The organism is Streptomyces sp. NPDC006207 (genome assembly GCF_040613835.1).
Classification (GTDB): Bacteria; Actinomycetota; Actinomycetes; order Streptomycetales; family Streptomycetaceae; genus Actinacidiphila.
In genome coordinates this window covers 1-23884 of sequence record NZ_JBEXSX010000010.1, presented here as the reverse complement: position 1 = coordinate 23884, position 23884 = coordinate 1, and the positions used below count along the sequence as shown (strand labels likewise).

General features: G+C 71.0%; 22 protein-coding genes and 1 pseudogene. 1 reads left to right on the top strand and 22 read right to left on the bottom strand.

The genetic code is table 11. The features are described from left to right. Nucleotides 1-151 precede the first annotated feature (151 nt). From nuoN to ABZ312_RS10170, 14 genes are read right to left on the bottom strand one after another with little or no spacing between them, the layout of a single operon-like run. Nucleotides 152-1804, bottom strand: coding sequence for an NADH-quinone oxidoreductase subunit NuoN (gene nuoN / locus ABZ312_RS10235; RefSeq protein WP_500329514.1), 1653 nt, complete (start codon nucleotides 1802-1804; stop codon nucleotides 152-154). Then, nucleotides 1801-3396 carry an NADH-quinone oxidoreductase subunit M gene (locus ABZ312_RS10230; protein ID WP_500329512.1) on the bottom strand — a complete coding sequence of 532 codons (1596 nt, stop codon included), beginning with the start codon at nucleotides 3394-3396 and terminating at the stop codon, nucleotides 1801-1803. The genes nuoN and ABZ312_RS10230 overlap by 4 nt, the downstream gene beginning before the upstream one ends. Then, entirely contained in the window at nucleotides 3396-5294 is a 1899-nt protein-coding gene (gene nuoL, locus ABZ312_RS10225; protein WP_500329510.1) for an NADH-quinone oxidoreductase subunit L, read from the bottom strand. Before nuoL ends, ABZ312_RS10230 begins: the two co-directional genes overlap by 1 nt. A gap of 12 nt (nucleotides 5295-5306) precedes the next feature. Continuing rightward, complete coding sequence (gene nuoK, locus ABZ312_RS10220) at nucleotides 5307-5606, bottom strand: NADH-quinone/ubiquinone oxidoreductase subunit 4L family protein (protein WP_499513341.1); 300 nt, start codon at nucleotides 5604-5606, stop codon at nucleotides 5307-5309. Then, nucleotides 5603-6409, bottom strand: coding sequence for an NADH-quinone oxidoreductase subunit J (locus ABZ312_RS10215; RefSeq protein ID WP_500357905.1), 807 nt, complete (start codon nucleotides 6407-6409; stop codon nucleotides 5603-5605). Before ABZ312_RS10215 ends, nuoK begins: the two co-directional genes overlap by 4 nt. After that, complete coding sequence (gene nuoI / locus ABZ312_RS10210) at nucleotides 6406-7062, bottom strand: NADH-quinone oxidoreductase subunit NuoI (RefSeq protein WP_500329508.1); 657 nt, start codon at nucleotides 7060-7062, stop codon at nucleotides 6406-6408. The genes ABZ312_RS10215 and nuoI overlap by 4 nt, the downstream gene beginning before the upstream one ends. After that, nucleotides 7055-8353 carry an NADH-quinone oxidoreductase subunit NuoH gene (nuoH, locus tag ABZ312_RS10205; protein ID WP_500329544.1) on the bottom strand — a complete coding sequence of 433 codons (1299 nt, stop codon included), beginning with the start codon at nucleotides 8351-8353 and terminating at the stop codon, nucleotides 7055-7057. The genes nuoI and nuoH overlap by 8 nt, the downstream gene beginning before the upstream one ends. Nucleotides 8354-8388: 35 nt before the next feature. Next, on the bottom strand, nucleotides 8389-10890 hold the full coding sequence (locus ABZ312_RS10200; RefSeq protein WP_500329506.1) for an NADH-quinone oxidoreductase subunit G: 2502 nt from the start codon (nucleotides 10888-10890) through the stop codon (nucleotides 8389-8391). Continuing rightward, on the bottom strand, nucleotides 10887-12218 hold the full coding sequence (nuoF, locus tag ABZ312_RS10195; RefSeq protein WP_500329543.1) for an NADH-quinone oxidoreductase subunit NuoF: 1332 nt from the start codon (nucleotides 12216-12218) through the stop codon (nucleotides 10887-10889). Before nuoF ends, ABZ312_RS10200 begins: the two co-directional genes overlap by 4 nt. Nucleotides 12219-12220: 2 nt before the next feature. After that, nucleotides 12221-13048 (bottom strand): NADH-quinone oxidoreductase subunit NuoE, encoded by an 828-nt coding sequence (gene nuoE / locus ABZ312_RS10190; protein WP_500329541.1) that lies wholly within the window; start codon nucleotides 13046-13048, stop codon nucleotides 12221-12223. A 26-nt stretch (nucleotides 13049-13074) separates the two neighbouring features. Continuing rightward, nucleotides 13075-14409, bottom strand: coding sequence for an NADH-quinone oxidoreductase subunit D (locus tag ABZ312_RS10185; RefSeq protein WP_500329505.1), 1335 nt, complete (start codon nucleotides 14407-14409; stop codon nucleotides 13075-13077). Then, a complete protein-coding gene (locus ABZ312_RS10180; protein WP_499513336.1) occupies nucleotides 14406-15143 on the bottom strand; it encodes an NADH-quinone oxidoreductase subunit C in 738 nt (245 codons plus the stop codon). Before ABZ312_RS10180 ends, ABZ312_RS10185 begins: the two co-directional genes overlap by 4 nt. Further along, complete coding sequence (locus ABZ312_RS10175; RefSeq protein WP_018558792.1) at nucleotides 15140-15694, bottom strand: NuoB/complex I 20 kDa subunit family protein; 555 nt, start codon at nucleotides 15692-15694, stop codon at nucleotides 15140-15142. The genes ABZ312_RS10180 and ABZ312_RS10175 overlap by 4 nt, the downstream gene beginning before the upstream one ends. Nucleotides 15695-15709: 15 nt before the next feature. Then, the gene (locus tag ABZ312_RS10170) at nucleotides 15710-16069 is read right to left on the bottom strand and encodes an NADH-quinone oxidoreductase subunit A (protein ID WP_089226370.1); all 360 of its coding nucleotides are present in this window, start codon (nucleotides 16067-16069) and stop codon (nucleotides 15710-15712) included. Between the two features lie 555 nt (nucleotides 16070-16624). Here ABZ312_RS10170 and ABZ312_RS10165 point away from each other — a divergent pair. Further along, entirely contained in the window at nucleotides 16625-17407 is a 783-nt protein-coding gene (locus tag ABZ312_RS10165; RefSeq protein ID WP_500437197.1) for a C40 family peptidase, read from the top strand. A 318-nt stretch (nucleotides 17408-17725) separates the two neighbouring features. Here the strand turns inward: ABZ312_RS10165 and ABZ312_RS10160 are convergent, their stop codons facing one another. The 8 genes and pseudogenes from ABZ312_RS10160 to ABZ312_RS10125 form a co-directional block, all read right to left on the bottom strand. Next, complete coding sequence (locus ABZ312_RS10160; protein ID WP_500437195.1) at nucleotides 17726-18124, bottom strand: hypothetical protein; 399 nt, start codon at nucleotides 18122-18124, stop codon at nucleotides 17726-17728. Between the two features lie 303 nt (nucleotides 18125-18427). Continuing rightward, entirely contained in the window at nucleotides 18428-18787 is a 360-nt protein-coding gene (locus ABZ312_RS10155; RefSeq protein WP_500437193.1) for a DUF4180 domain-containing protein, read from the bottom strand. Next, the gene (locus tag ABZ312_RS10150) at nucleotides 18780-19244 is read right to left on the bottom strand and encodes a helix-turn-helix domain-containing protein (RefSeq protein ID WP_500357902.1); all 465 of its coding nucleotides are present in this window, start codon (nucleotides 19242-19244) and stop codon (nucleotides 18780-18782) included. The genes ABZ312_RS10155 and ABZ312_RS10150 overlap by 8 nt, the downstream gene beginning before the upstream one ends. A gap of 129 nt (nucleotides 19245-19373) precedes the next feature. Then, complete coding sequence (locus ABZ312_RS10145) at nucleotides 19374-20663, bottom strand: geranylgeranyl reductase family protein (protein WP_499513331.1); 1290 nt, start codon at nucleotides 20661-20663, stop codon at nucleotides 19374-19376. 134 nt (nucleotides 20664-20797) lie between these two features. Then, nucleotides 20798-21487 carry a class I SAM-dependent methyltransferase gene (locus ABZ312_RS10140; RefSeq protein ID WP_499513330.1) on the bottom strand — a complete coding sequence of 230 codons (690 nt, stop codon included), beginning with the start codon at nucleotides 21485-21487 and terminating at the stop codon, nucleotides 20798-20800. A gap of 82 nt (nucleotides 21488-21569) precedes the next feature. Continuing rightward, nucleotides 21570-21974 (bottom strand): imidazolonepropionase-like domain-containing protein, encoded by a 405-nt coding sequence (locus ABZ312_RS10135; protein WP_500329495.1) that lies wholly within the window; start codon nucleotides 21972-21974, stop codon nucleotides 21570-21572. 8 nt (nucleotides 21975-21982) lie between these two features. Beyond that, nucleotides 21983-23182: a cyclic dehypoxanthinyl futalosine synthase gene (gene mqnC / locus ABZ312_RS10130; protein WP_500329493.1), complete on the bottom strand. Its 1200-nt coding sequence runs from the start codon at nucleotides 23180-23182 to the stop codon at nucleotides 21983-21985. A 53-nt stretch (nucleotides 23183-23235) separates the two neighbouring features. After that, nucleotides 23236-23884: pseudogene (locus ABZ312_RS10125) on the bottom strand (hypothetical protein); the annotation flags it as partial.

Below are 23884 nucleotides of genomic sequence, written 5' to 3'. Positions count from 1 at the left end.
CCCGGACGGCACCCGGAGCGGGCTGCGCGAGGAGTCTGCGCCGCTGTTCCGCCTTCCCCGCGAGCCGCCCGCCATGCCGAACGGCGCGGCCCCCGCCAAGTGCGGGGAGCCGCGCCGTGGATGGCCGCACGGGCCGGGCCGTGCGGTGGGGTCAGCGGACGAAGACGCCCGCCTGGTTCGCGAGGTCCAGGAAGTACTGGGGCGCGACACCCAGCACGAGGGTGACCGCCACGCCCAGTGCGATGGCCGTGGACGTCAGCGGCGAGGGCACGGCGACCGTGGGGCCGTCGGCCTTGGGCTCGCTGAAGAACATGAGCACGATGACCCGGATGTAGAAGAACGCCGCGATGGCGGACGAGATCACACCCACGATCACCAGCGGCACCGCCCCGCCCTGCGCGGCGGCGCTGAAGACCGCGAACTTCCCGGCGAAGCCGGACGTCAGCGGGATGCCGGCGAAGGCGAGCAGGAAGACCGCGAAGACCGCGGCCACCAGTGGCGAACGCCGTCCCAGGCCCGCCCAGCGCGACAGGTGTGTGGCCTCCCCGCCGGCGTCGCGCACCAGCGTGACGACGGCGAAGGCGCCCAGCGTCACGAAGGAGTACGCCGCCAGGTAGAAGAGCACCGAGGAGATGCCCTCCGGCGTGGCCGCGATGACACCGGCCAGGATGAAGCCGGCGTGCGCGATCGAGGAGTAGGCGAGCAGGCGCTTCACGTCGGTCTGGGTGACCGCGACGATCGCGCCGACCAGCATCGTGAGGATCGCGACGCCCCACAGCACCGGCCGCCAGTCCCAGCGCAGCTCCGGCAGGACCACGTAGAGCAGTCGCAGCAGCGCGCCGAAGGCGGCGACCTTGGTGGCCGCGGCCATGAAGCCGGTGACCGGGGTCGGAGCACCCTCGTAGACGTCCGGCGTCCACATGTGGAACGGCACGGCGCCCACCTTGAACAGCAGGCCCATGCCGACCAGCGCGGCGCCGATCAGCAGCAGCGCGTCGTTGCCCGCGGAGTCGGCCAGCGCCGGGTTGAGCTTGGCGGTGCCGTCCACGACCGACGCGATGCCGGAGTAGGAGACGGTGCCCGCGTAGCCGTACAGCAGGGCGATGCCGAACAGCAGGAAGGCGGAGGAGAAGGCGCCCAGCAGGAAGTACTTGACCGCCGCCTCCTGCGACATCGCGCGCCGCCGCCGGGCGAGGGCGCAGAGCAGGTAGAGCGGGAGGGAGAAGACCTCCAGGGCCACGAAGAGCGTCAGCAGGTCGTTGGCCGCCGGGAAGATCAGCATGCCGCCGACGGCGAACATCAGCAGCGGGAAGACCTCGGTGGTGGTGAAACCGGCCTTGACGGCGTTCTTCTCCTGGTCGCTGCCCGGCACCGCGGAGCCCTGCGCGGCGAAGGAGTCGACGTGCCGGCCGTGCGCCTTGGGGTCGAGCCGACGCTCGGCGAAGGTGAACACCCCGACCAGGCCCACCAGCAGGATCGTGCCCTGCAGGAAGAGGGCCGGACCGTCGACGGCGACCGCGCCCATGGCGGCGATGTGGGCCTTCGTCGTGGCGTAGCCGCCCGCCGCGAGCGCCACGACCGCGGCGAAGGCGGCGGCCATGCCGACGACCGCGAGGCCGACCTGCCCGGTGTAGCGCAGGCGCCGCGGCAGGAACGCCTCGATGAGGATGCCGAGGACGGCCACACCGAAGACGATCAGGACCGGAGCCAGCTGGGCGTACTCGATCTTCGGCGCGTTGATCTTGTCGGCGGCGAGCGGTGCCGCCGTTGTCCACAGGCTGTGGACAGCAACTGTGCTGCTCACTTGGATGCCTCCAGCGCCGGCTTGGGGTCGGTCTTGTGCACGTCGGAGAGCGTCTGCTGCACCGCCGGGTTGACGACGTCGGTAAGCGGCTTCGGGTACACGCCGAGCACGATCAGCAGCGCGATCAGCGGCGCCACGACGGCGAGTTCCCGGACCTTCAGGTCGGGCATCCCCTGCACCTCGGCCTTCACCGGGCCGGTCATCGTCCGCTGGTACAGGACGAGGACGTACAGCGCGGCGAGGACGATGCCGGTGGTGGCGACGATCCCGACGGCCGGGTAGCGGCTGAACGTCCCGACGAGGACGAGGAACTCGCTGACGAAGGGCGCGAGCCCCGGCAGCGACAGGGTGGCCAGACCGCCGATCAGGAAGGTGCCGGCCAGCACCGGGGCCACCTTCTGCACCCCGCCGTAGGACGCGATGAGACGGGAGCCGCGACGGGAGATCAGGAAGCCCGCGACCAGCATCAGCGCGGCGGTGGAGATGCCGTGGTTGACCATGTACAGCGTCGCCCCGCCCTGGCCCTGGGAGGTCATCGCGAAGATGCCCAGGATGATGAAGCCGAAGTGGGAGATCGACGCGTACGCGACCAGCCGCTTGATGTCGCGCTGGCCGACGGCGACCAGGGCGCCGTAAACGATGCTGATCAGCGCCAGCACCAGGATCACCGGCGTCGCCCACTTGCTGGCCTCGGGGAAGAGCTGGAGGCAGAAGCGGAGCATCGCGAAGGTGCCGACCTTGTCGACGACCGCGGTGATGAGCACCGCGACCGGCGCCGTGGCCTCGCCCATGGCGTTGGGCAGCCAGGTGTGCAGCGGGAACAGCGGGGCCTTGACCGCGAACGCGAAGAAGAAGCCGAGGAACAGGGCGCGTTCCGCGGTGGTGGACATGTCGAGCTTGCCGGCCGCCCGGGCCTGCAGGATCTCCTGGAGGGAGAAGGTGCCCTGGCCGAGCTGGTCGGCGGTGACGGCGTAGAGCCCGATGACCGCGGCCAGCATGATGAGCCCGCCGGCCAGGTTGTAGAGCAGGAACTTCACCGCCGCGTAGGAGCGCTGCCGGGCCGCCTCCTCCTCACCGTGCTCGTGGGCACGGTCCCCGAAGCCGCCGATGAGGAAGTACATCGGGATGAGCATGGCCTCGAAGAAGATGTAGAAGAGGAAGACGTCCGTGGCCTCGAAGGAGATGATCACCATCGCCTCGACCAGCAGGATCAGCGCGAAGAAGCCCTGGGTGGGCCGCCAGCGGCGGTTGGGGTTCTTCTCCTCCAGCGGGTCGGCGTCGTGCCAGCCCGCGGCGATGACGAACGGGACGAGCAGCGCGGTCAGCCCGATGAGCGCGACGGCGATGCCGTCCACGCCGAGTTCGTAGCGGACCCCGAAGTCGGCGATCCACGCGTGGGACTCGCCGAGCTGGTACCGGGCCCCGCCCGGGTCGAAGCGGACGAACACGATCGCGGCCAGCACGAGCGTCGCCAGTGAGACGGCCAGCGCCAGCCACTTGGCGGCCTCGCGCCGCGCCGCCGGCACGGCGGCGGTGGCGATCGCGCCGAGCGCCGGCAGGCCGGCGGTCAGGGTGAGCAGGGGGAAGGACATCAGGCAACACCCCTCATCAGCAGCGTCGCGGCGACCAGCACCGCGGTGCCCGCCAGCATCGACACGGCGTAGCTGCGCACATAACCGTTCTGGAGGCGGCGCATCCGGCCGGAGAGGCCGCCGACGGCGGCCGCGGTGCCGTTGACGACGCCGTCCACACCCTTGTGGTCCACGTAGACCAGACCGCGGGTGAGGTACTCGCCGGGCAGCACCAGGGCGACGTGGTTGAAGTCGTCCTGGAGCAGGTCGCGCCGGGCGGCGCGGGTGAGCCAGCTGCCGCGCGGGGCGACGGACGGCACCGGGCGGCGTCCGTACACGGCCCAGGCCAGGGCGACGCCGAGCACCATCACCACCATCGTGGCGCCGGTGACGGCGGCCGCGCCGATCGGCGGGTGACCCTCCTCGTGACCGGTGACCGGCTCCAGCCACTTCACGAAGGCCTCGTTCCAGCTGAACAGGAAGCCCGCGAAGACCGAGCCGAAGGCCAGGACGACCATGGGGATCGTCATCGACTTCGGCGACTCGTGCGGGTGCGGCTCGTGACCGTCCGCGTCGGGCTGCCAGCGCTTCTCGCCGAAGAAGGTCATCAGCATCACGCGGGTCATGTAGAACGCGGTGATCGCCGCGCCCAGCAGGGCCGCGCCGCCGAGGATCCAGCCCTCGGTGCCGCCCTTGGCGAAGGCGGCCTCGATGATCTTGTCCTTGGAGAAGAAGCCGGACAGTCCCGGGAAGCCGATGATCGCCAGGTAGCCGAGGCCGAAGGTGACGAAGGTGACCGGCATGTACTTCCGCAGGGCCCCGTACTTCCGCATGTCCACCTCGTCGTTCATGCCGTGCATGACCGATCCGGCGCCGAGGAAGAGCCCGGCCTTGAAGAAGCCGTGGGTGACCAGGTGCATGATCGCGAAGACGTAGCCGATCGGGCCGAGGCCGGCGGCCATCACCATGTAGCCGATCTGCGACATCGTGGAGCCGGCCAGTGCCTTCTTGATGTCGTCCTTGGCGCAACCGACGATCGCACCGAAGAGCAGCGTGACCGCGCCGACCGTCACCACGGCCACCTGCGCCGTGGGCGCGGCGTTGAAGATCACGCCGGAGCGGGTGATCAGGTAGACGCCGGCGGTCACCATCGTCGCCGCGTGGATGAGGGCCGAGACCGGGGTCGGGCCCTCCATCGCGTCGCCGAGCCAGGACTGCAGCGGGACCTGGGCCGACTTGCCGCAGGCGGCGAGCAGCAGCATCAGGCCGATGCCGGTCAGGACGCCCTCGCCCGCCTTGTCCACCTGGCCGAAGAGCGGCTCGAAGGTGAAGGTGCCGAAGGTGGTGAACAGCAGCATGATCGCGATCGACAGGCCGACGTCACCGACGCGGTTGACGATGAAGGCCTTCTTGGCCGCGGTCGCCGCGCTGGGCTTGTGCTGCCAGAAGCCGATCAGCAGGTACGAGGCCAGGCCCACGCCCTCCCAGCCGACGTACAGGAGCAGGTAGTTGTCGGCGAGGACCAGCAGGAGCATCGCCGCGAGGAAGAGGTTGAGGTAGCCGAAGAAGCGGCGGCGCCGCTCGTCGTGCTCCATGTAGCCGATCGAGTAGATGTGGATGAGCGTGCCCACACCGGTGATCAGCAGGGCGAAGGTCATCGACAGCTGGTCGAGCTGGAAGGCCACGTCCGCGTGGAAGCCGCCGACGGAGATCCAGGTGAAGGCGGTCGAGTGCAGCGCGCGGTCCTCGCCGCCGCGGCCCAGCATGTCGAAGAAGAGCACCGCCGCGCCGACGAAGGACGCCCCCGCGAGCGTGGTGCCGATCCAGTGGCCCGTGCGGTCCAGCCTCCGTCCGCCGGTGAGCAGCACGCCGGCGCCCAGCAGCGGCAGGAGGACGAGCCATCCGATCAAGTAGTCCACTTTCGCTACCCCTTAGAGCTTCATCAGGCTGGCGTCGTCGACCGAGGCCGAGTGGCGGGAGCGGAAGATCGTCACGATGATCGCCAGGCCCACGACCACCTCGGCGGCGGCGACGACCATCGTGAAGAAGGCGATGATCTGGCCGTCGAGGTTGCCGTGCATGCGGGAGAAGGTGACGAACGCCAGGTTGGCGGCGTTCAGCATCAGCTCGACGCACATGAAGACGACGATCGCGTTGCGCCGGATCAGCACCCCGGCCGCGCCGATGGTGAACAGCAGCGCCGACAGGTACAGGTAGTTGACCGGATTCACTTCGACGCCTCCTCGGAGCGCTGTTCCAGCTCGGCGACCCTGTCGACCGCCTCCGCGGACACGTCCCGGTACTGGCCGCGGCCGCGCAGCGTCGGGCTGACGCTGAGCTCCGAGACCGTGCCGTCCGGCAGCAGGCCGGGGACGTCGACCGCGTTGTTGCGGGCGTAGACGCCGGGCGCGGGGAGCGGGGTGATCTGCTTGCCCTCGCGCACGCGCCGCTCGGCGAGTTCGCGCTGGGTGGCACGGGCCTCGGTGCGCTCGCGGTGGGTGAGGACCATCGCGCCGATCGCGGCGGTGATGAGCAGCGCGCCGGTGATCTCGAAGGCCCACACGTACTTGGTGAAGATCAGCGAGGCGAGTCCCTCGACGTTGCCGCCGGCGTTGGCCTGGCCGAGCCCCTGGAAGTTCTTGATCGAGGCGTTGGCGATGCCGGCGATCAGCAGCACGCCGAAGCCGATGCCGGCTCCGGCGGCCAGCCAGCGCTGCCCCTTCAGCGTCTCCTTGAGCGAGTCGGCGGCGGTGATGCCGACCAGCATGACGACGAAGAGGAAGAGCATCATGATCGCGCCGGTGTAGACGACGATCTGGACGACGCCGAGGAAGTACGCGCCCTGGGCCAGGTAGAAGACCGCCAGGACGATCATCGTCCCGGCCAGCGACAGTGCGCTGTGCACGGCCTTCTTCATCAGCACGGTCGAGAGCGCGCCGAGCACCGCGACGGTGCCGAGCACCCAGAACTGGACCGCCTCCCCGGTGGAGGTGGTGTACGCGGCCAGCGTCGTCAGCGTGGTCACGTCGTTCATGCCTCGCCTCCCGTCCCGGCCGGAGCGGCGCCGCCCGTCGCGGGGACCTGGGTGCCCGCCGTGCCGTCGCCGTCCCGCTCGCCCTCCACCGTCTCGTCCGGCTTCTCACCCTTGGAGACCGCGACCTGACGCTCGGTCCCGGGGGCCGCGTGCGTCACCGCGCCGCGGTAGTAGTCGCCCTCGTCCATGCCGGGGAAGATCGCGTGGGGGCTGTCGACCATGCCCTCCTCCAGGCCCGCGAGCAGCTGCTCCTTGGTGAAGATCAGCGACTCGCGGCTGCTGTCGGCGAGCTCGTACTCGTTGGTCATGGTCAGCGCGCGCGTCGGGCAGGCCTCGATGCACAGCCCGCACAGGATGCAGCGGGCGTAGTTGATCTGGTAGACGCGGCCGTAGCGCTCACCCGGCGAGTAGCGCTCCTCGTCGGTGTTGTCGGCGCCCTCGACGTAGATCGCGTCCGCCGGGCAGGCCCAGGCGCACAACTCGCAGCCCACGCACTTCTCCAGCCCGTCCGGGTGACGGTTGAGCTGGTGGCGGCCGTGGAACCGCGGCGCGGTCGGCTTCTTCTCCTCGGGGTACTGCTCGGTCAGCCGCTTCTTGAACATGGCCTTGAAGGTCACGCCGAAGCCCGCCACCGGGCCCAGGAACTCAGGCATCGTCGGCCTCCTTGCCTACGAGTTGACGCTCCGCGCGGGACGGCCGCCGCGGGACGGGCGGCAGCTCCTGGCCGGGCAGCGGCGGCACGGGGTACCCGCCCGCCATGGGATCGAACGGCTCCTGCGGCCCGGCCTGTTCGGCCGCCTCCTTCGCCTTCTCGCCGCGGTCGCGGAAGACGTCGAAGACCAGCGAGACCAGGAGCAGCAGGACGATTCCTCCGCCGACGTAGAGCACGATCGACTGGAAGTCGTAGTTCTCGTTGCGCAGTGCCCGGACGGTGGCGACCAGCATCAGCCACACCATCGAGACCGGGATCAGGACCTTCCAGCCCAGCTTCATCAGCTGGTCGTAGCGGACGCGGGGCAGCGTGCCACGCAGCCAGATGAAGAAGAAGAGCAGCAGCTGCACCTTCACCACGAACCACAGCAGCGGCCACCAGCCGTGGTTGGCGCCCTCCCAGAAGGTGCTGATGGGCCACGGGGCCCGCCAGCCCCCCAGGAAGAGGGTGGTCGCCACCGCCGAGACGGTCACCATGTTCACGTACTCGGCGAGCATGAAGAGCGCGAACTTGATCGACGAGTACTCGGTGTTGAAGCCGCCGACCAGGTCGCCCTCGGACTCGGGCATGTCGAAGGGGGCACGGTTGGTCTCGCCGACCATCGTGCCGATGTAGATGATGAAGGAGACCGGCAGCAGCAGGACGTACCAGCGGTCCTCCTGCTGGGCGACGATCTGCGAGGTCGACATCGAGCCGGAGTAGAGGAAGACCGACGCGAAGGCGACGCCCATCGCGATCTCGTACGAGATCATCTGCGCGCAGGAGCGCAAACCCCCGAGCAGCGGGTACGTCGAGCCGGACGACCAGCCGGCCAGCACGATGCCGTAGATGCCGACGGAGGCGGTGGCCAGGATGTAGAGGACACCGATCGGCAGGTCGGTGAGCTGCATCGGCGTACGGTGACCGAAGATCGAGATCTCGTTGCCCGCCGGGCCGAAGGGGATCACCGCGACCGCCATGAAGGCCGGGATGGCCGCCACGATCGGGGCCAGCACGTAGACGACCTTGTCGGCCTTCTTGACGACGAGGTCTTCCTTGAGCATCAGCTTGATGCCGTCGGCGAGCGACTGGAGCATGCCCCAGGGGCCGTGCCGGTTGGGGCCGATGCGCAGCTGCATCCACGCGACGACCTTGCGCTCCCACACGATGGAGAAGAGCACGGTCACCATCAGGAACGCGAAGCAGAAGACCGCCTTGATGGCGATCAGCCACCACGGGTCCCGCCCGAACATGGACAGGTCCTCGGCGGCGAGGGTCGTCAGTCCCGTCACGGGGTCACCTCCGGTGCGGCAGCGGCGTCCACGGCGGCCGGGGCGATCCGGACGACCTGGCCCGGCAGGGCGCCGGTGTCCGAGACGACTCCCCCGCCGGCCGAGTTGAGGGGCACCCACACGACCCGGTCGGCCATCGCCGTCACCTGCAGCGGCAGCCGGACCGAGCCCAGCGGGCCGGTCACCTCCATCAGCTCGCCCTCGGCGACGCCGATCTCCTGAGCGGTCGTCGCCGAGAGGCGGGCGACCGCCGGGTGGCGGGTGCCGGCGAGGGCCTCGTCACCCTGTTGCAGCAGGCCCCGGTCGAGCAGCAGCCGGTGGCCCGCGAGGACCGCCTCGCCACTGCCGGGCTTCGGCAGCGGCCGGCCGGTCTCCTGCGGCGCCTCGGCGCGCGGGCCCTCGTACGGGGCGAGCCGGGACAGCTCGGCGCGGGCCGAGCGGACGTCGGCGAGGCCCAGGGAGACGTCCATCGCGTCGGCCAGCATGGTCAGCACCCGGGCGTCCGGGTACTGGTGGCGCTGGACCTGCTGGGCCGGCTTGATCGCGGCCTCGAAGAGCCGTACCCGGCCTTCCCAGTTGAGGAAGGTTCCGGCCTTCTCGGCGACCGCGGCGACCGGCAGGACGACGTCGGCGCGGTCGGTGACCTCGCCGGGTCGCTGCTCCAGGCTGACCACGAAGCCCGCCGCGTCCAGGGCCGCGCGGGCCCGGGCCGGGTCAGGCAGGTCGGCCGGCTCGACGCCGCCGACCAGCAGTGCACCGAGCTCGCCGCTCGCCGCCGCCTCCAGGATCCGGCCGGTGTCGCGGCCGTGGCGGGACGGGAGCGTGGTCACGCCCCAGACCCCGGCGACCTCGTCGCGGGCCCGCGGGTCGGTGACCGGACGGCCGCCGGGCAGCAGCCCGGGCAGGGCACCCGCCTCGACGGCACCGCGCTCGCCCGCGCGGCGCGGGATCCACGCCAGCCGCGCGCCGGACGCCTGGGCGAACCGCACGACCGCGGTCAGCGCGCCGGGGACGGCCGCCAGCCGCTCGCCGACCAGGACGACCGCGCCCTCGGCGCGCAGCGCCTCGTGGGCGGTCAGGCCGTTGCCGTCCAGGCCGACGCCACTGGCCAGGGCGTCCAGCCACTCGGTCTCGGTACCGGGCGCGGCGGGCAGCAGGGTGCCGCCCGCCTTCTCCAGCCCGCGCGTGGCGAACGGCGCCAGCGCGAAGGTGCGCTGCTTGTGCTTGCGCCAGGCCTTGCGCAGCCGCAGGAAGACGCCGGGCGCCTCCTCCTCGGCCTCCAGTCCGGCCAGCAGGACGGCGGGGGCCTTCTCCAGCAGGGTGTAGGTGACGCCGTCGCCGGACAGGTCCCGGCCGCGGCCCGCCACGACGGCCGCCAGGAAGTCGGCCTCCTCCGCGGAGTGGGCGCGGGCCCGGAAGTCGACGTCGTTGGTGTCGAGGGCGACGCGGGCGAACTTGGCGTAGGCGTACGCGTCCTCGACGGTGAGCCGGCCACCGGTCAGCACGCCGGTGCGGCCGCGGGCCGCCGCGAGTCCGCGGGCCGCGGCCTCCAGGGCCTCGGGCCAGCTCGCGGGCTCCAGTTCACCGCTGTCGGCGTTGCGGACCAGCGGGGTGGTGAGCCGCTCGGGGCGCTGCGCGTAGCGGAACCCGAAGCGGCCCTTGTCGCAGATCCACTCCTCGTTGACCTCGGGGTCGTCCTGCGCAAGCCGGCGCATGACCTTGCCGCGCCGGTGGTCGGTGCGGGTGGCGCAGCCGCCCGCACAGTGCTCGCACACGCTCGGCGAGGAGACCAGGTCGAAGGGCCGGGAGCGGAAGCGATAGGCCGCCGAGGTCAGGGCGCCGACCGGGCAGATCTGGATGGTGTTGCCGGAGAAGTACGACTGGAAGGGGTCGCCCTCACCGATGCCGACCTGCTGCAGCGCGCCGCGCTCCACCAGCTCGATCATCGGGTCGCCGGCGATCTGCTGCGAGAAGCGGGTGCAGCGCGCGCACAGCACGCAGCGCTCGCGGTCCAGCAGCACCTGGGTGGAGATCGGGACCGGCTTCTCGTAGGTCCGCTTGCGGCCCTCGAAGCGGGTGTCGACCTGCCCGGCGGACATCGCCTGGTTCTGCAGCGGGCACTCGCCGCCCTTGTCGCAGACGGGGCAGTCCAGCGGGTGGTTGATGAGCAGCAGCTCCATCACCCCGCGCTGGGCCTTGTCCGCGACGTCGGAGGTGAGCTGGGTCCTGACGACCATCCCGTCGGTGCAGGTGATGGTGCAGGACGCCATCGGCTTGCGCTGGCCCTCGACCTCGACGATGCACTGGCGGCAGGCGCCCGCGGGGTCGAGGAGGGGGTGGTCGCAGAAGCGCGGGATCTCGATGCCGATCAGTTCGGCGGCACGGATCACCAAGGTGCCCTTGGGCACGGAGATCTCGACCCCGTCGATGCTGACGGACACCAGGTCCTCGGGCGGCACCGCCGCCTCACCGGAGGCGGCGTTGGTCGTGACGGTCACGCGTTCACCTCCAGGTGAGACTTGTCGGCCCAGACCGTGGACTTGGACGGGTCGAAGGGGCAGCCGCGGCCCTCCAGGTGCTCCACGTACTCGTCGCGGAAGTACTGGAGGGAGGAGAAGATCGGGCTGGCCGCTCCATCGCCGAGGGCGCAGAAGGACTTGCCGTTGATGTTGTCGGCGATGTCGGCGAGCTTGTCGAGGTCCGCCAACGTGCCGGCCCCGCTTTCGATGTCCCGCAGCAACTGGACGAGCCAGTAGGTGCCCTCGCGGCAGGGGGTGCACTTGCCGCAGGACTCGTGGGCGTAGAACTCGGTCCAGCGCGTGACGGCCCGCACCACGCAGGTCGTCTCGTCGAAGCACTGCAGCGCCTTGGTGCCGAGCATGGAGCCCGCGGCGCCGACGCCCTCGTAGTCCAGCGGGACGTCGAGGTGCTCGTCGGTGAACATCGGCGTCGAGGAGCCGCCCGGGGTCCAGAACTTCAGCCGGTGGCCGGGCCGCATGCCGCCGCTGAGGTTCAGCAGCTGGCGCAGCGTGACGCCCAGCGGGGCCTCGTACTGGCCGGGGTTGGCGACGTGGCCGCTGAGCGAGTACAGCGTGAAGCCCGGGGACTTCTCGCTGCCCATCGAGCGGAACCAGTCCTTGCCCTTGAGCAGGATCGACGGCACCGAGGCGATGGACTCGACGTTGTTGACCACCGTCGGGCAGGCGTACAGGCCCTCGACCGCCGGGAAGGGCGGGCGCAGCCGGGGCTGGCCGCGGCGTCCCTCCAGGGAGTCCAGCAGCGCGGTCTCCTCACCGCAGATGTACGCGCCGGCGCCGGCGTGCACGGTCAGCTCCAGGTCGAAGCCGCTGCCGAGGATGTCCTTGCCGAGGAGTCCGGCCTCGTACGCCTCGGCCACCGCGTGGTGCAGCCGCCGCAGCACGGGGACGACCTCGCCGCGCAGGTAGATGAAGGCGTGGTTCGAGCGGATCGCGTGGCAGGCGATCACCATGCCCTCGATGAGCGAGTGCGGGTTGGCGAAGAGCAGCGGGATGTCCTTGCAGGTGCCGGGCTCCGACTCGTCCGCGTTGACGACGAGGTAGTGCGGCTTGCCGTCGCCCTGCGGGATGAACTGCCACTTCATCCCGGTGGGGAAGCCCGCGCCGCCGCGGCCGCGCAGGCCGGACTCCTTGACGAGGGCGATCACGTCGTCCGGGGGCAGGGCCAGCGCCTTGCGCAGGCCCTCGTAGCCCTCGTGGCGGCGGTACGTGTCGAGGGTCCAGGACTGCGGATCGTCCCAGAAGGCCGAGAGAACGGGTGCCAGCACCTTCTCCGCCGAGTCGACCATGGTCACCGGTCCTCCTCACCTTCCGTCGGGCGCTCCTGCGTGACCGGTCCCGCCGGGTGCTCCGGGTCGGAGACCGCGGAGTCCAACGGAGCGTCGTGGGAGCTGGGGTGGGCCGGGGGCGTCTCGTCCTGCGGCGGGGCGGAGGTCTGCCGGGGCACGCCGGCCCCGGAGCCCGGCAGCGACTCGCCGCGGGCGAGCCGCAGGCCCGCCAGCGAGGCGGGGCCGGCGCCGCCGCTCGCCTCGACGGCGCCGGGGCGCTCGTCGGGGAACCCGGCGAGGATCCGCGACGTCTCCTTGTACGTGCACAGCGGAGCGCCGCGGGTGGGTTCGACGGTGCGGCCGGCGCGGAGGTCGTCGACGAGCCGCTTGGCCGACGCGGGGTCCTGGTTGTCGAAGAACTCCCAGTTGACCATCACCACGGGGGCGAAGTCACACGCCGCGTTGCACTCGATGTGCTCCAGCGTGATCTTGCCGTCGTCGGTGGTCTCGCCGTTCCCGACGCCGAGGTGCTGCTTGAGCTCGTCGAAGATCGCGTCGCCGCCCATGACCGCGCACAGGGTGTTGGTGCAGACCCCGACCTGGTACTCGCCGGAGGGCCCCCGCCGGTACATCGAGTAGAAGGTGGCCACCGCGGTGACCTCGGCCGTGGTCAGCCCCAGCTGTTCGGCGCAGAAGCGCACCCCGGTGCGGGAGACGTAGCCCTCCTCCGCCTGCACCAGGTGCAGCAGCGGCAGCAGGGCGCTGCGGCTGCCGGGGTAGCGCGCGATGACCTCCGCCGCGTCCGCGTCCAGTTGTTGCCGTACGTCGGCCGGGTAGTCCGGCGCGGGCATCGCGGGGATGCCGAGTGATACCTCAGTCACCGGTCGACGCCTCCCATCACGGGGTCGATGGACGCCACCGCGACGATGACGTCGGCGACCTGGCCGCCCTCGCACATCGCGGCCATGGTCTGCAGGTTGGTGAAGGACGGGTCGCGGAAGTGGACGCGGAAGGGGCGGGTGCCCCCGTCGCTGACCACGTGGACGCCGAGTTCGCCCTTGGACGACTCGACGGCGACGTACGCCTGGCCGGCCGGGACCCGGAAGCCCTCGGTCACCAGCTTGAAGTGGTGGATCAGGGCCTCCATGGAGGTGCCCATGATCTTCTTGATGTGGTCGAGCGAGTTGCCGAGCCCGTCCGGGCCGAGCGCGAGCTGCGCGGGCCAGGCGATCTTCTTGTCGGCGACCATGACCGGGCCGGGCTGCAGCCGGTCCAGGCACTGCTCGACGATGTCCAGCGACTGCCGCATCTCCTCCAGGCGGAGCAGGAACCGCCCGTAGGAGTCGCAGGTGTCGACGGTCGGGACCTCGAACTCGTAGGTCTCGTAACCGCAGTACGGCTGGGACTTGCGCAGGTCGTGCGGCAGGCCCGTGGAGCGCAGGATCGGGCCGGTGGCGCCGAGCGCCATGCAGCCGGCCAGGTCCAGGTAACCCACGTCCTGCATGCGGGCCTTGAAGATCGGGTTGCCGGTGGCGAGCTTGTCGTACTCGGGGAGGTTCTTGCGGAACTTCTTCACGAACTCGCGGACCTGGTCCACGGCGCCGGGCGGCAGGTCCTGGGCGAGGCCGCCGGGGCGGATGTACGCGTGGTTCATCCGCAGGCCGGTGATCAGCTCGAAGACGTCCAGGATCATCTCGCGGTCACGGAACCCGTAGATCATGATCGTGGTGGCGCCGAGCTCCATGCCGCCGGTGGCGATGGCCACCAGGTGCGAGGAGATGCGGTTGAGCTCCATCAGCATCACGCGGATGACCGAGGCGCGGTCCGGGACCGCGTCGGTGATGCCGAGCAGCTTCTCCACCGCCAGGCAGTACGCCGTCTCGTTGAAGAACGGCGTGAGGTAGTCCATGCGCGTCACGAACGTGGACCCCTGGGTCCAGGTCCGGAACTCCATGTTCTTCTCGATGCCGGTGTGGAGGTAGCCGATGCCGCAGCGGGCCTCGGTGACCGTCTCGCCGTCGATCTCGAGGATCAGCCGGAGCACGCCGTGGGTCGACGGGTGCTGCGGGCCCATGTTGACGACGATGCGCTCGTCGTCGGCCTTGCCGACGGTCTCGGACAGCTCGTCCCAGTCGCCGCCGGTGACCGTGAAGACCCGGCCCTCGGTGGTCTCCCGCTCCGATGCCTGCCGGGGTGCGTGGTGAGTGCTCACGAGTACGACCTCCGCTGGTCAGGAGCAGGGATCTGGGCGCCCTTGTACTCGACGGGGATGCCGCCGAGGGGGTAGTCCTTGCGCTGCGGGTGGCCCTGCCAGTCGTCCGGCATCATGATCCGCATCAGCGCGGGGTGGCCGTCGAAGACGATCCCGAAGAAGTCGTAGGTCTCGCGCTCGTGCCAGTCGTTGGTCGGGTAGACCTCGACGAGCGACGGGACGTGCCGGTCCGCGTCGGAGACGCTCACCTCCACCCGGATCAGCCGGTTGTGGGTGATCGAGCGCAGGTGGTACACGGCGTGCAGCTCGCGGCCCTTGTCCTCGGGGAAGTGGACGCCGCTCACGCCCGTGCAGAGCTCGAAGCGCAGCGCGGGGTCGTCGCGCAGGGTCCTGGCCACCAGCGGGAGGTGCTCGCGCGCGACGTGGAAGGTGATCTCGCCGCGGTCCACGACGACCTTCTCGATCGCGTTGTCCGGGACGAGCCCCTGCTCCTCGAGGGCGCCCTCGAGCTCGTCGGCGACGTCGTCGAACCAGCCGCCGTACGGCCGGCTCGCCGCCCCGGGCAGTCGCACGGTGCGCACCAGGCCGCCGTACCCGGAGGTGTCGCCGCCGTTGCGGGCACCGAACATGCCGCGCTGGACGCGGATCGCCTCCCCGTGGTCGCCGCGCTGGCCGGGCAGCCCGGCCGCGTTGACGTCCTTGTCCGGGTTCGGGGTGTCCGGGGAATCCGTCATCGGAGGAGCCCCTTCATCTCAATCGTCGGCAGCGCCTTCAGCGCCGCTTCCTCCGCCTCGCGCGCGGCCTCTTCGCGGTTCACGCCGAGCTTGCTGTGCTGGATCTTCTGGTGGAGCTTGAGAATCGCGTCCATCAGCATTTCGGGACGGGGCGGACATCCAGGGAGATAAATGTCAACAGGCACCACATGGTCAACACCCTGCACAATGGCGTAGTTGTTGAACATCCCGCCGCTCGATGCGCAGACCCCCATCGAGATCACCCACTTGGGATTCGGCATCTGGTCGTAGACCTGGCGCAGGACGGGGGCCATCTTCTGGCTCACCCGGCCGGCCACGATCATCAGGTCCGCCTGGCGCGGGGACCCGCGGAAGACCTCCATGCCGAAACGGGCCAGGTCGTACCGCCCGGCCCCGGTCGTCATCATCTCGATGGCGCAGCACGCGAGGCCGAACGTGGCCGGGAAGACCGAGGCCTTCCGGACCCAGCCGGCCGCCGCCTCGACGGAGGTGAGCAGGAAGCCGCTCGGCAACTTCTCTTCAATACCCATGGCTATTCTCCGCCCCTAGTCCCATTCCAGGCCGCCGCGACGCCAGACGTAGGCGTAGGCGACGAAGACGGTGAGCACGAAGAGGAGCATCTCGACGAGCCCGAAGACCCCGAGGGCGTCGAACGTGACGGCCCAGGGGTAAAGGAAGACGATCTCGATGTCGAAGACGATGAAGAGCATCGCCGTCAGGTAGTACTTGATCGGGAAACGGCCGCCCCCGGCTGGCTGCGGAGTCGGCTCGATGCCGCACTCATACGCCTCCAACTTGGCCCGGTTGTACCGTTTCGGGCCGATGATGGAGGCCATGACCACGGAGAAGATCGCGAAGCCGGCCCCGAGGCCGCCCAGCACGAGGATGGGCGCGTAGGCATTCACGTCCCCGCTCCTTCCAGTCGACGATGACTGATGACGGACCGTGCCCGGACGTGCACCCCGCGCCACCTAGATCGTCTCCATGTGAGGCAGTTCACAAGCCCAGACTGCCCGCATCCTATGCCTCCTGGTCTGTGATCTGCGACACGGGGTTCACTCTGACCTTTGTGATCTCCGACACCAGTCGAACGATCATGAACGGGGATGAGCGGTGATCTTCTCACTCAGTAATCCCAAACGATCACCAGAAGTCACATTTTCCTGCGTTTCCGCTGGTAAACAGGGGTGCCGCACTATCAGGCGCCGACGGTCGAAGGCAAATTGGAGCTGGACCGGGGGACGTGATAGCGCCCTGCCCCTCCTGCGGGTGAGCCGCGAAACACCCCGCTGACGGCGGCCGGAGGCACGTGAACGCGCGCACGAGGATATGGAGTTGAATGTCCAGAACGTCCCGAATAAGGAAGATCGAAAAAGGGACAATACCACTGCTCGACAGCCAACTGTGGCGCATCACACTTTTGTTGAACGGAACCGACCGGGCCTGATACCCAAGTCTTCATGTCCCTTCAGACCTCGCATATACGCCGCCGGCGACGCGCCGCGCAGAGCCCCAACTGGGTGCGCCGCGCAGGAGTCGCCGGCGGCGTCATCGGAACGCTCGCCCTGACCGGAATGTCGTCTTCGGCGAACGCCGAGCCCGCGGCCGCCGACCCGGCGACCACGGGGAGCATCCCCGTCATCCCCGCCCTCTCCACCACCGCCACCGCCGCGGAGGCCGCTGACGCCATCGACGAGACCGTCGTCGAGCAGCAGCTGGACGCCGCCCGTGCGGAGGCCCGCACCGAGGCCATGAAGGCCGCCCAGAAGAAGAAGGCCGCCGCCGACGCGCGCGACCGCGCCGCGGCCAAGGCCGCCAAGGCGCGCGAGACCGCGACCGCGTCGCGCTCCGCGGGACGCACCGCGCTGGCCTCCTCCTCCAGCGCGACGGGCAGCGTCGCCTCCGTCATAGGCTTCCTGAAGGCCCAGGTCGGCAAGCCGTACGTCTACGGCGCCACGGGCCCCAGCGCGTACGACTGCTCCGGTCTCACCCAGGCCGCCTTCCGCACCATCGGCGTCGATCTCCCGCGCACCTCGCAGGCGCAGTCGACCTTCGGCACCCAGATCTCCGTGAGCGCGGTCCAGCCGGGCGACCTCGTCTTCTGGGGCGGAGTCGGCTCCGCCTACCACGTGGCCGTCTACATCGGCGGCGGGCAGTACCTGGACGCGGCGAACCCGAGCAAGGGCGTCGTCATCCAGCAGATGTCCAACTACATGCCGACGTCCGCCGTACGCGTGCTCTGATCACGCGCCCCGTCCCCACGGAGGCCGCCGGCCCGCACCGGGCCGGCGGCCTCCTCCGTTCCGCCCCCGTGCGGTCCTCCGCGCCCCGGACAGGACCCACGCACCTGTGCGCCGGACCACCCGGCGCCCTCCTCCCCCGCCGCCGCGAGGGGGAGCCGCCGCACCGCGCCCGGCGGCGGGCGGCCGCAAACGAAAGTCCGGCCCCGCCGCAAGGAGACGTACCGCACACGGGGCCGGACGACCGGGGAGCCCCGGACGGGGCTCACGGGCCGGAGCCCGGCTCCGCCGTGGCGGCGGACCGGGCTCCGGACGCCGGGTTCATCGACGGTGGCAGTCACGGCCCCCGCTGTGCCAGACCCTGACCCATTGGCCCGGCGTGCGGACCCACTTGACGCGGCCGTGGCTGGACACCCGCACCAGGCGTCCGGGACGGTACTCCAGCTTCCAGGAACCCTGCCCGATCGAGCACTGCCCCTGCCGGTCGCCCCGCCGGTCGTCGTCGCGCCGGTCATCGCCCCGGCGGTCATCGCCCCGGCGGTCATCGCCCCGGCGGTCATCGCCCCGGCGGTCATCGCCCCGGCGGTCATCGCCCTGGCGGTCGCCCGGGCGGTGGTCCGTGGGGGCCGCCGAGGCCGGGCCGGCGGCGAGCACGCCCCCTCCGGCGAGCAGGACCGATGCGGCCGCGGCGGCCAGGACCTGGTGTATGCGCGTGCTCATGACTGCACCCTTCTCTTGATCACGGATCCCCGAGCAGTGATCAAAAGTATGAGCACAACGCCTCAAATCCCGCATTTCGGGCGCGAGCTGACTCCGGGGCAGACCCATCTGACATCGATGTCAACGACATCGATGTCAAAGGATCGGCGACCTGCCCGGCCCACGCCCCTTCCCGCCGGCCGGCGTCAACCGGGCCCGGCGACGGCGGAGTTCGCCGGTCCCGCCCGGCGGGCCGCGGCGCCGGCCGGGACGACGGGCGTCCTGACGCGGGGAGTTCGCCCCCGGGGGCGGGCCGGTGCCCGGTCAGCCGAGGCGGGCTTCGAGCGCCTCGAGGTCGTCGACGAACCAGGTGCGGTCGCCGCGGTTGCACTCGCGGACCAGGTCGCGAAAGGCCGTACTGGCCGCGGTGTACGCGGAGACGTCACCCACGATGGCGAGCCGGATGCGGTAGTTGACGAACTTCTGCAGGAGCTCCCCCGCCAGCCCGGTGCGCAGGGCGAAGAACCGCTCGTCGAACCGGCCGACGGGCACGGCCACCACCTCCGCCCGGGAGAAGGCGGATCCGATCACGTCGAGCGCGTCCTGGACGCCGGAGATCCTCGCGCCCTCCTCGCCGCAGACGAGGACGGGCACGCCCCCTCGCTCGGTCACCACGTCAGCCACGGCCCGCCTCCGGGTCCTCGGTGCGCTCCTCCGGGAACATGTCGTTCTCCCCTCCCAGGACGCCGTCGACGGTGCGCAGGACGTCCGCCGTCGCCGCGGCGCCGCCGAGCACCACGACCTTCAGCCGCGAGCGCTCGTCGTCGTACGCCGTCCGGACCCGGGCCAACTCGTGGGGTTCCCGCGCCATCTGGGCACCGGCCACGAGCAGGGTGCTCAGACGGTCCGCTGCGGCCGCCCCGATGCCGTCGACCTCGACGATGGCCGAGACCTCCACCCGGTGCCGGGCGGCTGCGGCCGGCGCACCGGTGAGGGCGTCCAGGTCGGCCCGGGCGACGCGGTACTGCTTGCCGATGCGCACGGCCTTCAGCCGGCCGTCGCGGATGTAGCCGCGGACCGTGCGCACGTGCAGGCCGAGCCGGTCCGCGACCTGCTCGACGGACAACCACTCCCTCTCCATAAGTACGCATCCTACCCTGTGAAGGGAACGATAGGGATGTTTGCCTATCCCCTCTCACGATGTGACGGCAGCAAAAAGCCGCGCCGGCCCGTACGGCACGGGCCGGCGCGGCGAGCGGATGCCGGGGCGTCAGGAGCGCGGCGCCACCTTCGACAGCCCGTTGATCACACGGTCCATCGCGTCGCCGCCCGACGGGTCGGTGAGGTTCGCCAGCAGCTTCAGCGTGAAGCGCATCAGCATCGGGTGCGTCAGGCCGCGCTGGGTCGCCAGCTTCATGACCTTCGGGTTGCCGATCAGCTTCACGAAGGCCCGGCCGAGCGTGTAGTAGCCGCCGTAGGTGTCCTTGAGGATCCGCGGGTACGACTGGAGCGCCAGCTCCCGCTGGGCCGCGGTGCCGCGCGCGTGCGCCTGGACGATGACGTCGGCGGCGATCTGGCCGGACTCCATCGCGTAGGCGATGCCCTCGCCGTTGAACGGGTTGACCAGGCCGCCCGCGTCGCCGACCAGCAGCAGGCCCTTGGTGTAGTGCGGCTGGCGGTTGAAGGCCATCGGGAGCGCCGCGCCGCGGATCGGCCCGGTCATGTTCTCCTCGGTGTAGCCCCACTCCTCGGGCATCGAGGCGCACCAGGCCTTCAGCACCTCGCGCCAGTCCAGCTCCTTGAAGGAGGCGGAGGTGTTGAGGACGCCCAGGCCCACGTTGGAGGTGCCGTCGCCCATGCCGAAGATCCAGCCGTAGCCGGGCAGCAGCCGCGGGTCGCCCGGGACGCGCCGGTCCCACAGCTCCAGCCAGGACTCCAGGTAGTCGTCGTCGTGCCGCGGCGAGGTGAAGTACGTGCGGACGGCCACGCCCATCGGGCGGTCCTCACGGCGGTGGAGGCCCATCTGGAGGGAGAGCCGGGTGGAGTTGCCGTCGGCGGCGACCACCAGCGGCGCGTGGAAGGTGACCGGGGTCTTCTCCTCGCCCAGCTTGGCCTCGACGCCCGTGATCCGGCCGGTGCGCTCGTCCCGGATCGGGGCGCCCACGTTGCAGCGCTCGTACAGCCGGGCGCCGGCCTTCTGCGCCTGGCCGGCGAGGAGTTCGTCGAAGTCCTCGCGCTTGCGCACGAGCCCGTAGTCCGGGAACGAGGCCAGGTCCGGCCAGTCCAGCTGCAGCCGGACCCCGCCGCCGATGATGCGCAGGCCCTTGTTGCGCAGCCAGCCGGCCTCCTCGGAGATGTCGATGCCCATCGCGACCAGTTGCTTGGTCGCCCGGGGCGTCAGGCCGTCGCCGCACACCTTCTCGCGCGGGAAGGCGGTCTTCTCCAGCAGCAGGACGTCGAGTCCCGCCTTCGCCAGGTAGTAGGCCGTCGTCGAACCGGCGGGCCCGGCACCCACGACGATCACATCGGCGCTGCGTTCCGAAGCGGCGGTCTCGGTCACGGTGCTCCTCGCTGCTCTGGGCCGATGCGGCCTGTCTGCGACCAGCCGGCGGCGGCCGGACCGGACCCGTGCAGTCTATGTGGCCGCTTTCGCGCGCGGGCCGGGCGCCCCCGGCTTGGAGGCCGCGCGGCCTCTCAACGCACCGCGCGGTGCAGTGCCACGATGCCGCCCGACAGGTTGCGCCACGCGACCTTCGACCAGCCGGCCTTCTGCAGTCGCGCGGCGAGGCCGGGCTGGTCGGGCCAGGCCCTGATGGACTCGGCGAGGTAGACGTACGCGTCGGGGTTGCTGCTGACCGCGCGGGCGACCGGCGGCAGCGCCCGCATCAGGTACTCGGTGTAGACCGTGCGGAACGGCGCCCAGGTGGGGTGGCTGAACTCGCAGATGACGACCCGGCCGCCGGGGCGGGTGACCCGCAGCATCTCGCGCAGCGCGGCGTCGGTGTCGTGGACGTTGCGCAGCGCGAAGGAGATGGTGACGGCGTCGAAGACCCCGTCGGCGAACGGCAGCCTGGTCGCGTCGCCCGCGGTGAGCGGGAGGAAGGGGTGGCGGCGCTTGCCCTCCCGCAGCATGCCCAGGGAGAAGTCGCAGGGCACCACGTGGGCGCCCGCCTCGGCGAAGGGCAGGGAGGAGGTGCCCGTGCCGGCGCCCAGGTCCAGCACGCGCTCGCCGGGACGGACGGCGAGGGCCTGTGCGACGACCTTGCGCCAGCGGCGGTCCTGGCCGAGCGACAGCACGTCGTTGGTCAGGTCGTAGTTGGCCGCGACGTCGTCGAACATCGCGGCGACTTCGTGCGGCTGCTTGTCCAGGGAGGCTCGGGTCACGCCCCCCATTGTTCACCCGGTGGCCCCGGGTCCCGCGCAGGGGCCCTGGCTACCGCCACGGGAGGCCGGGCGCGCGGGCCGGTCAGGCCCTGCGGTGCAGGAGCCGGCCGCCGACGACGGTGGCGAGGCAGGCGCCCCGCCCGTCGAAGACGGCGAAGTCCGCCCGGACGCCCGGTTCCAGGGGCGGGGCCTGGCGGGCCGGCAGCAGCCCGCTGCGGTCCAGGGCGGAGCGCAGCGCGGGGTCGGCCGGGGCGGTGGCGACGGCGGTGACCCCGCGCAGCAGCAGTGCGTGCACGCGTTCGCGCGGGGTGGGCGCCTGCGGGAGCCCGCCCTCGTGGGTCAGGCCCGGACGCAGCGCTCCCGGCCAGCTCCGGACACGGGCGCCCGGGTGGGCCGCCCGTAGCGCGTCGAGCGGGCCGACGGCAGCGACGAGGCCGCCGTCCACCAGCAGGGCCGTGCCGTCGGTCCCGGAATGGATCGTCAGCATCGGCGGCGTCAGGAGGTGCTGAGCAGCTTCAGCTCCGGGTGCGCCGTGCCGCCCTCGATGGCGGTCGACGACAGGTGGGAGACCACGTGGTCGTCGACCGGGTCGTTCGCGGGGTCGTCGTGGACGACGAGGTGCTCGTAGGTGGTGGCACGCTGGGCGGGGACCCGGCCGGCGGCGCGGATCAGGTGGATCAGCTCCATGCGGTTGGAGCGGTGCTTGGCGCCGGCCGAGGAGACCACGTTCTCCTCCAGCATCACCGAGCCGAGGTCGTCGGCTCCGTAGTGCAGCGACAGCTGGCCGACCTCCTTGCCGGTGGTGAGCCAGGAGCCCTGGATGTGGGCGACGTTGTCCAGGAAGATCCGCGCGATGGCGATCATCCGCAGGTACTCGAAGAGCGTGGCCTGCGTGCGGCCCTTCAGGTGGTTGTTCTCCGGCTGGTAGGTGTACGGGATGAAGGCGCGGAAGCCGCCCGTACGGTCCTGGACGTCACGGATCATGCGCAGGTGCTCGATGCGCTCGGCGTTGGTCTCGCCGGTGCCCATGAGCATCGTGGAGGTCGACTCGACGCCGAGGTTGTGCGCGGCCTCCATGATCTCCAGCCAGCGCTCGCCGCTCTCCTTCAGCGGGGCGATCGCCTTGCGCGGCCGGGCCGGCAGCAGTTCGGCGCCGGCGCCCGCGAAGGAGTCCAGGCCCGCGGCGTGGATGCGGGTGATGGCCTCCTCCACCGGCACCTTGGAGATGCGGGCCATGTGCTCGACCTCGGAGGCGCCGAGGGAGTGGATGACCAGCTGCGGGAAGGCCTGCTTGATGGCGCTGAAGTGCTTCTCGTAGTACTCGACGCCGTAGTCGGGGTGGTGGCCGCCCTGGAACATGATCTGGGTGCCGCCGAGTTCGACGGTCTCCGCGCAGCGGCGCAGGATGTCGTCGAGGTCGCGCGTCCAGCCCTTGGCGGTGTCCTTGGGCGGGGCGTAGAAGGCGCAGAACTTGCACGCCGTCACGCAGACGTTGGTGTAGTTGATGTTGCGCTCGATGATGTACGTCGCGATGTGCTCGGTGCCGGCGTAGCGGCGGCGGCGTACGGCGTCGGCGGCGGCGCCGAGGGCGTGCAGGGGCGCGGAACGGTAGAGGTCGAGCGCCTCCTCGGGCGTGATGCGGCCGCCGTCGGCCGCACGGTCGAGGACGGACTGCAGGTCGGCGTTCTCGCTCACCGGGGCATCCCTTCCGAGGGTCGTGACGGACTCGCCCAGCCTACGCCAGGGGGTCAGCCGCCCTGCTTCCTGAGGTCCCCTTCCGGCTGACCGGCCAGGGAGTCGCCCGAGCGGTAGTGCAGCGAGCCGTCCGCGTTGAGCGTGAACCGCTCGTCCGCCGAGCCGTCCGAGCAGACCCCGGGATGCGGGTTGGTGCCGCCGCTGGTGTCGAGCACGACGCTCTTGCGCGTGGCCTCGGCGAGCTTCCAGTCGCCGCTGCAGTCGTAGGACTGGCCGAGCAGGTCCAGCACGCTCTTGTCGCGCCCGACGACCGCGCCGACCTTGCCCTCGCGGAGGGTGATCTCCATCGTCCCCGGCACGCCGTGGGCGGTGACGGTGTCGCCCTTCCACGTGCCGACGAAGGCCTTGGGGAGTGCGTCCAGCCGCGGTTCCGAGGACGTGGCCGAGGACGTGGCCGAGGACGTGGCCGGGGACGCCGTCGGGGACCCGGAGCCCGCGCTCCGCGAGGGGGTGCGCTCACCGCCCTTGGCCTGGTCCGCGTCGTCGCCGAGCCCCGGCAGCACGAGTGCCAGGGTCACGGCGGCCGCGGCCAGCAGGATCGCCGTCACGGCCAGCGCGGCGGCGCGGCCGCGGCGGCGGGGGCGGGGGTGTGGCCCCGTGTGCCCTCCACTCCCCGCACCCCAAAACGCCTCTTCCGCTTTG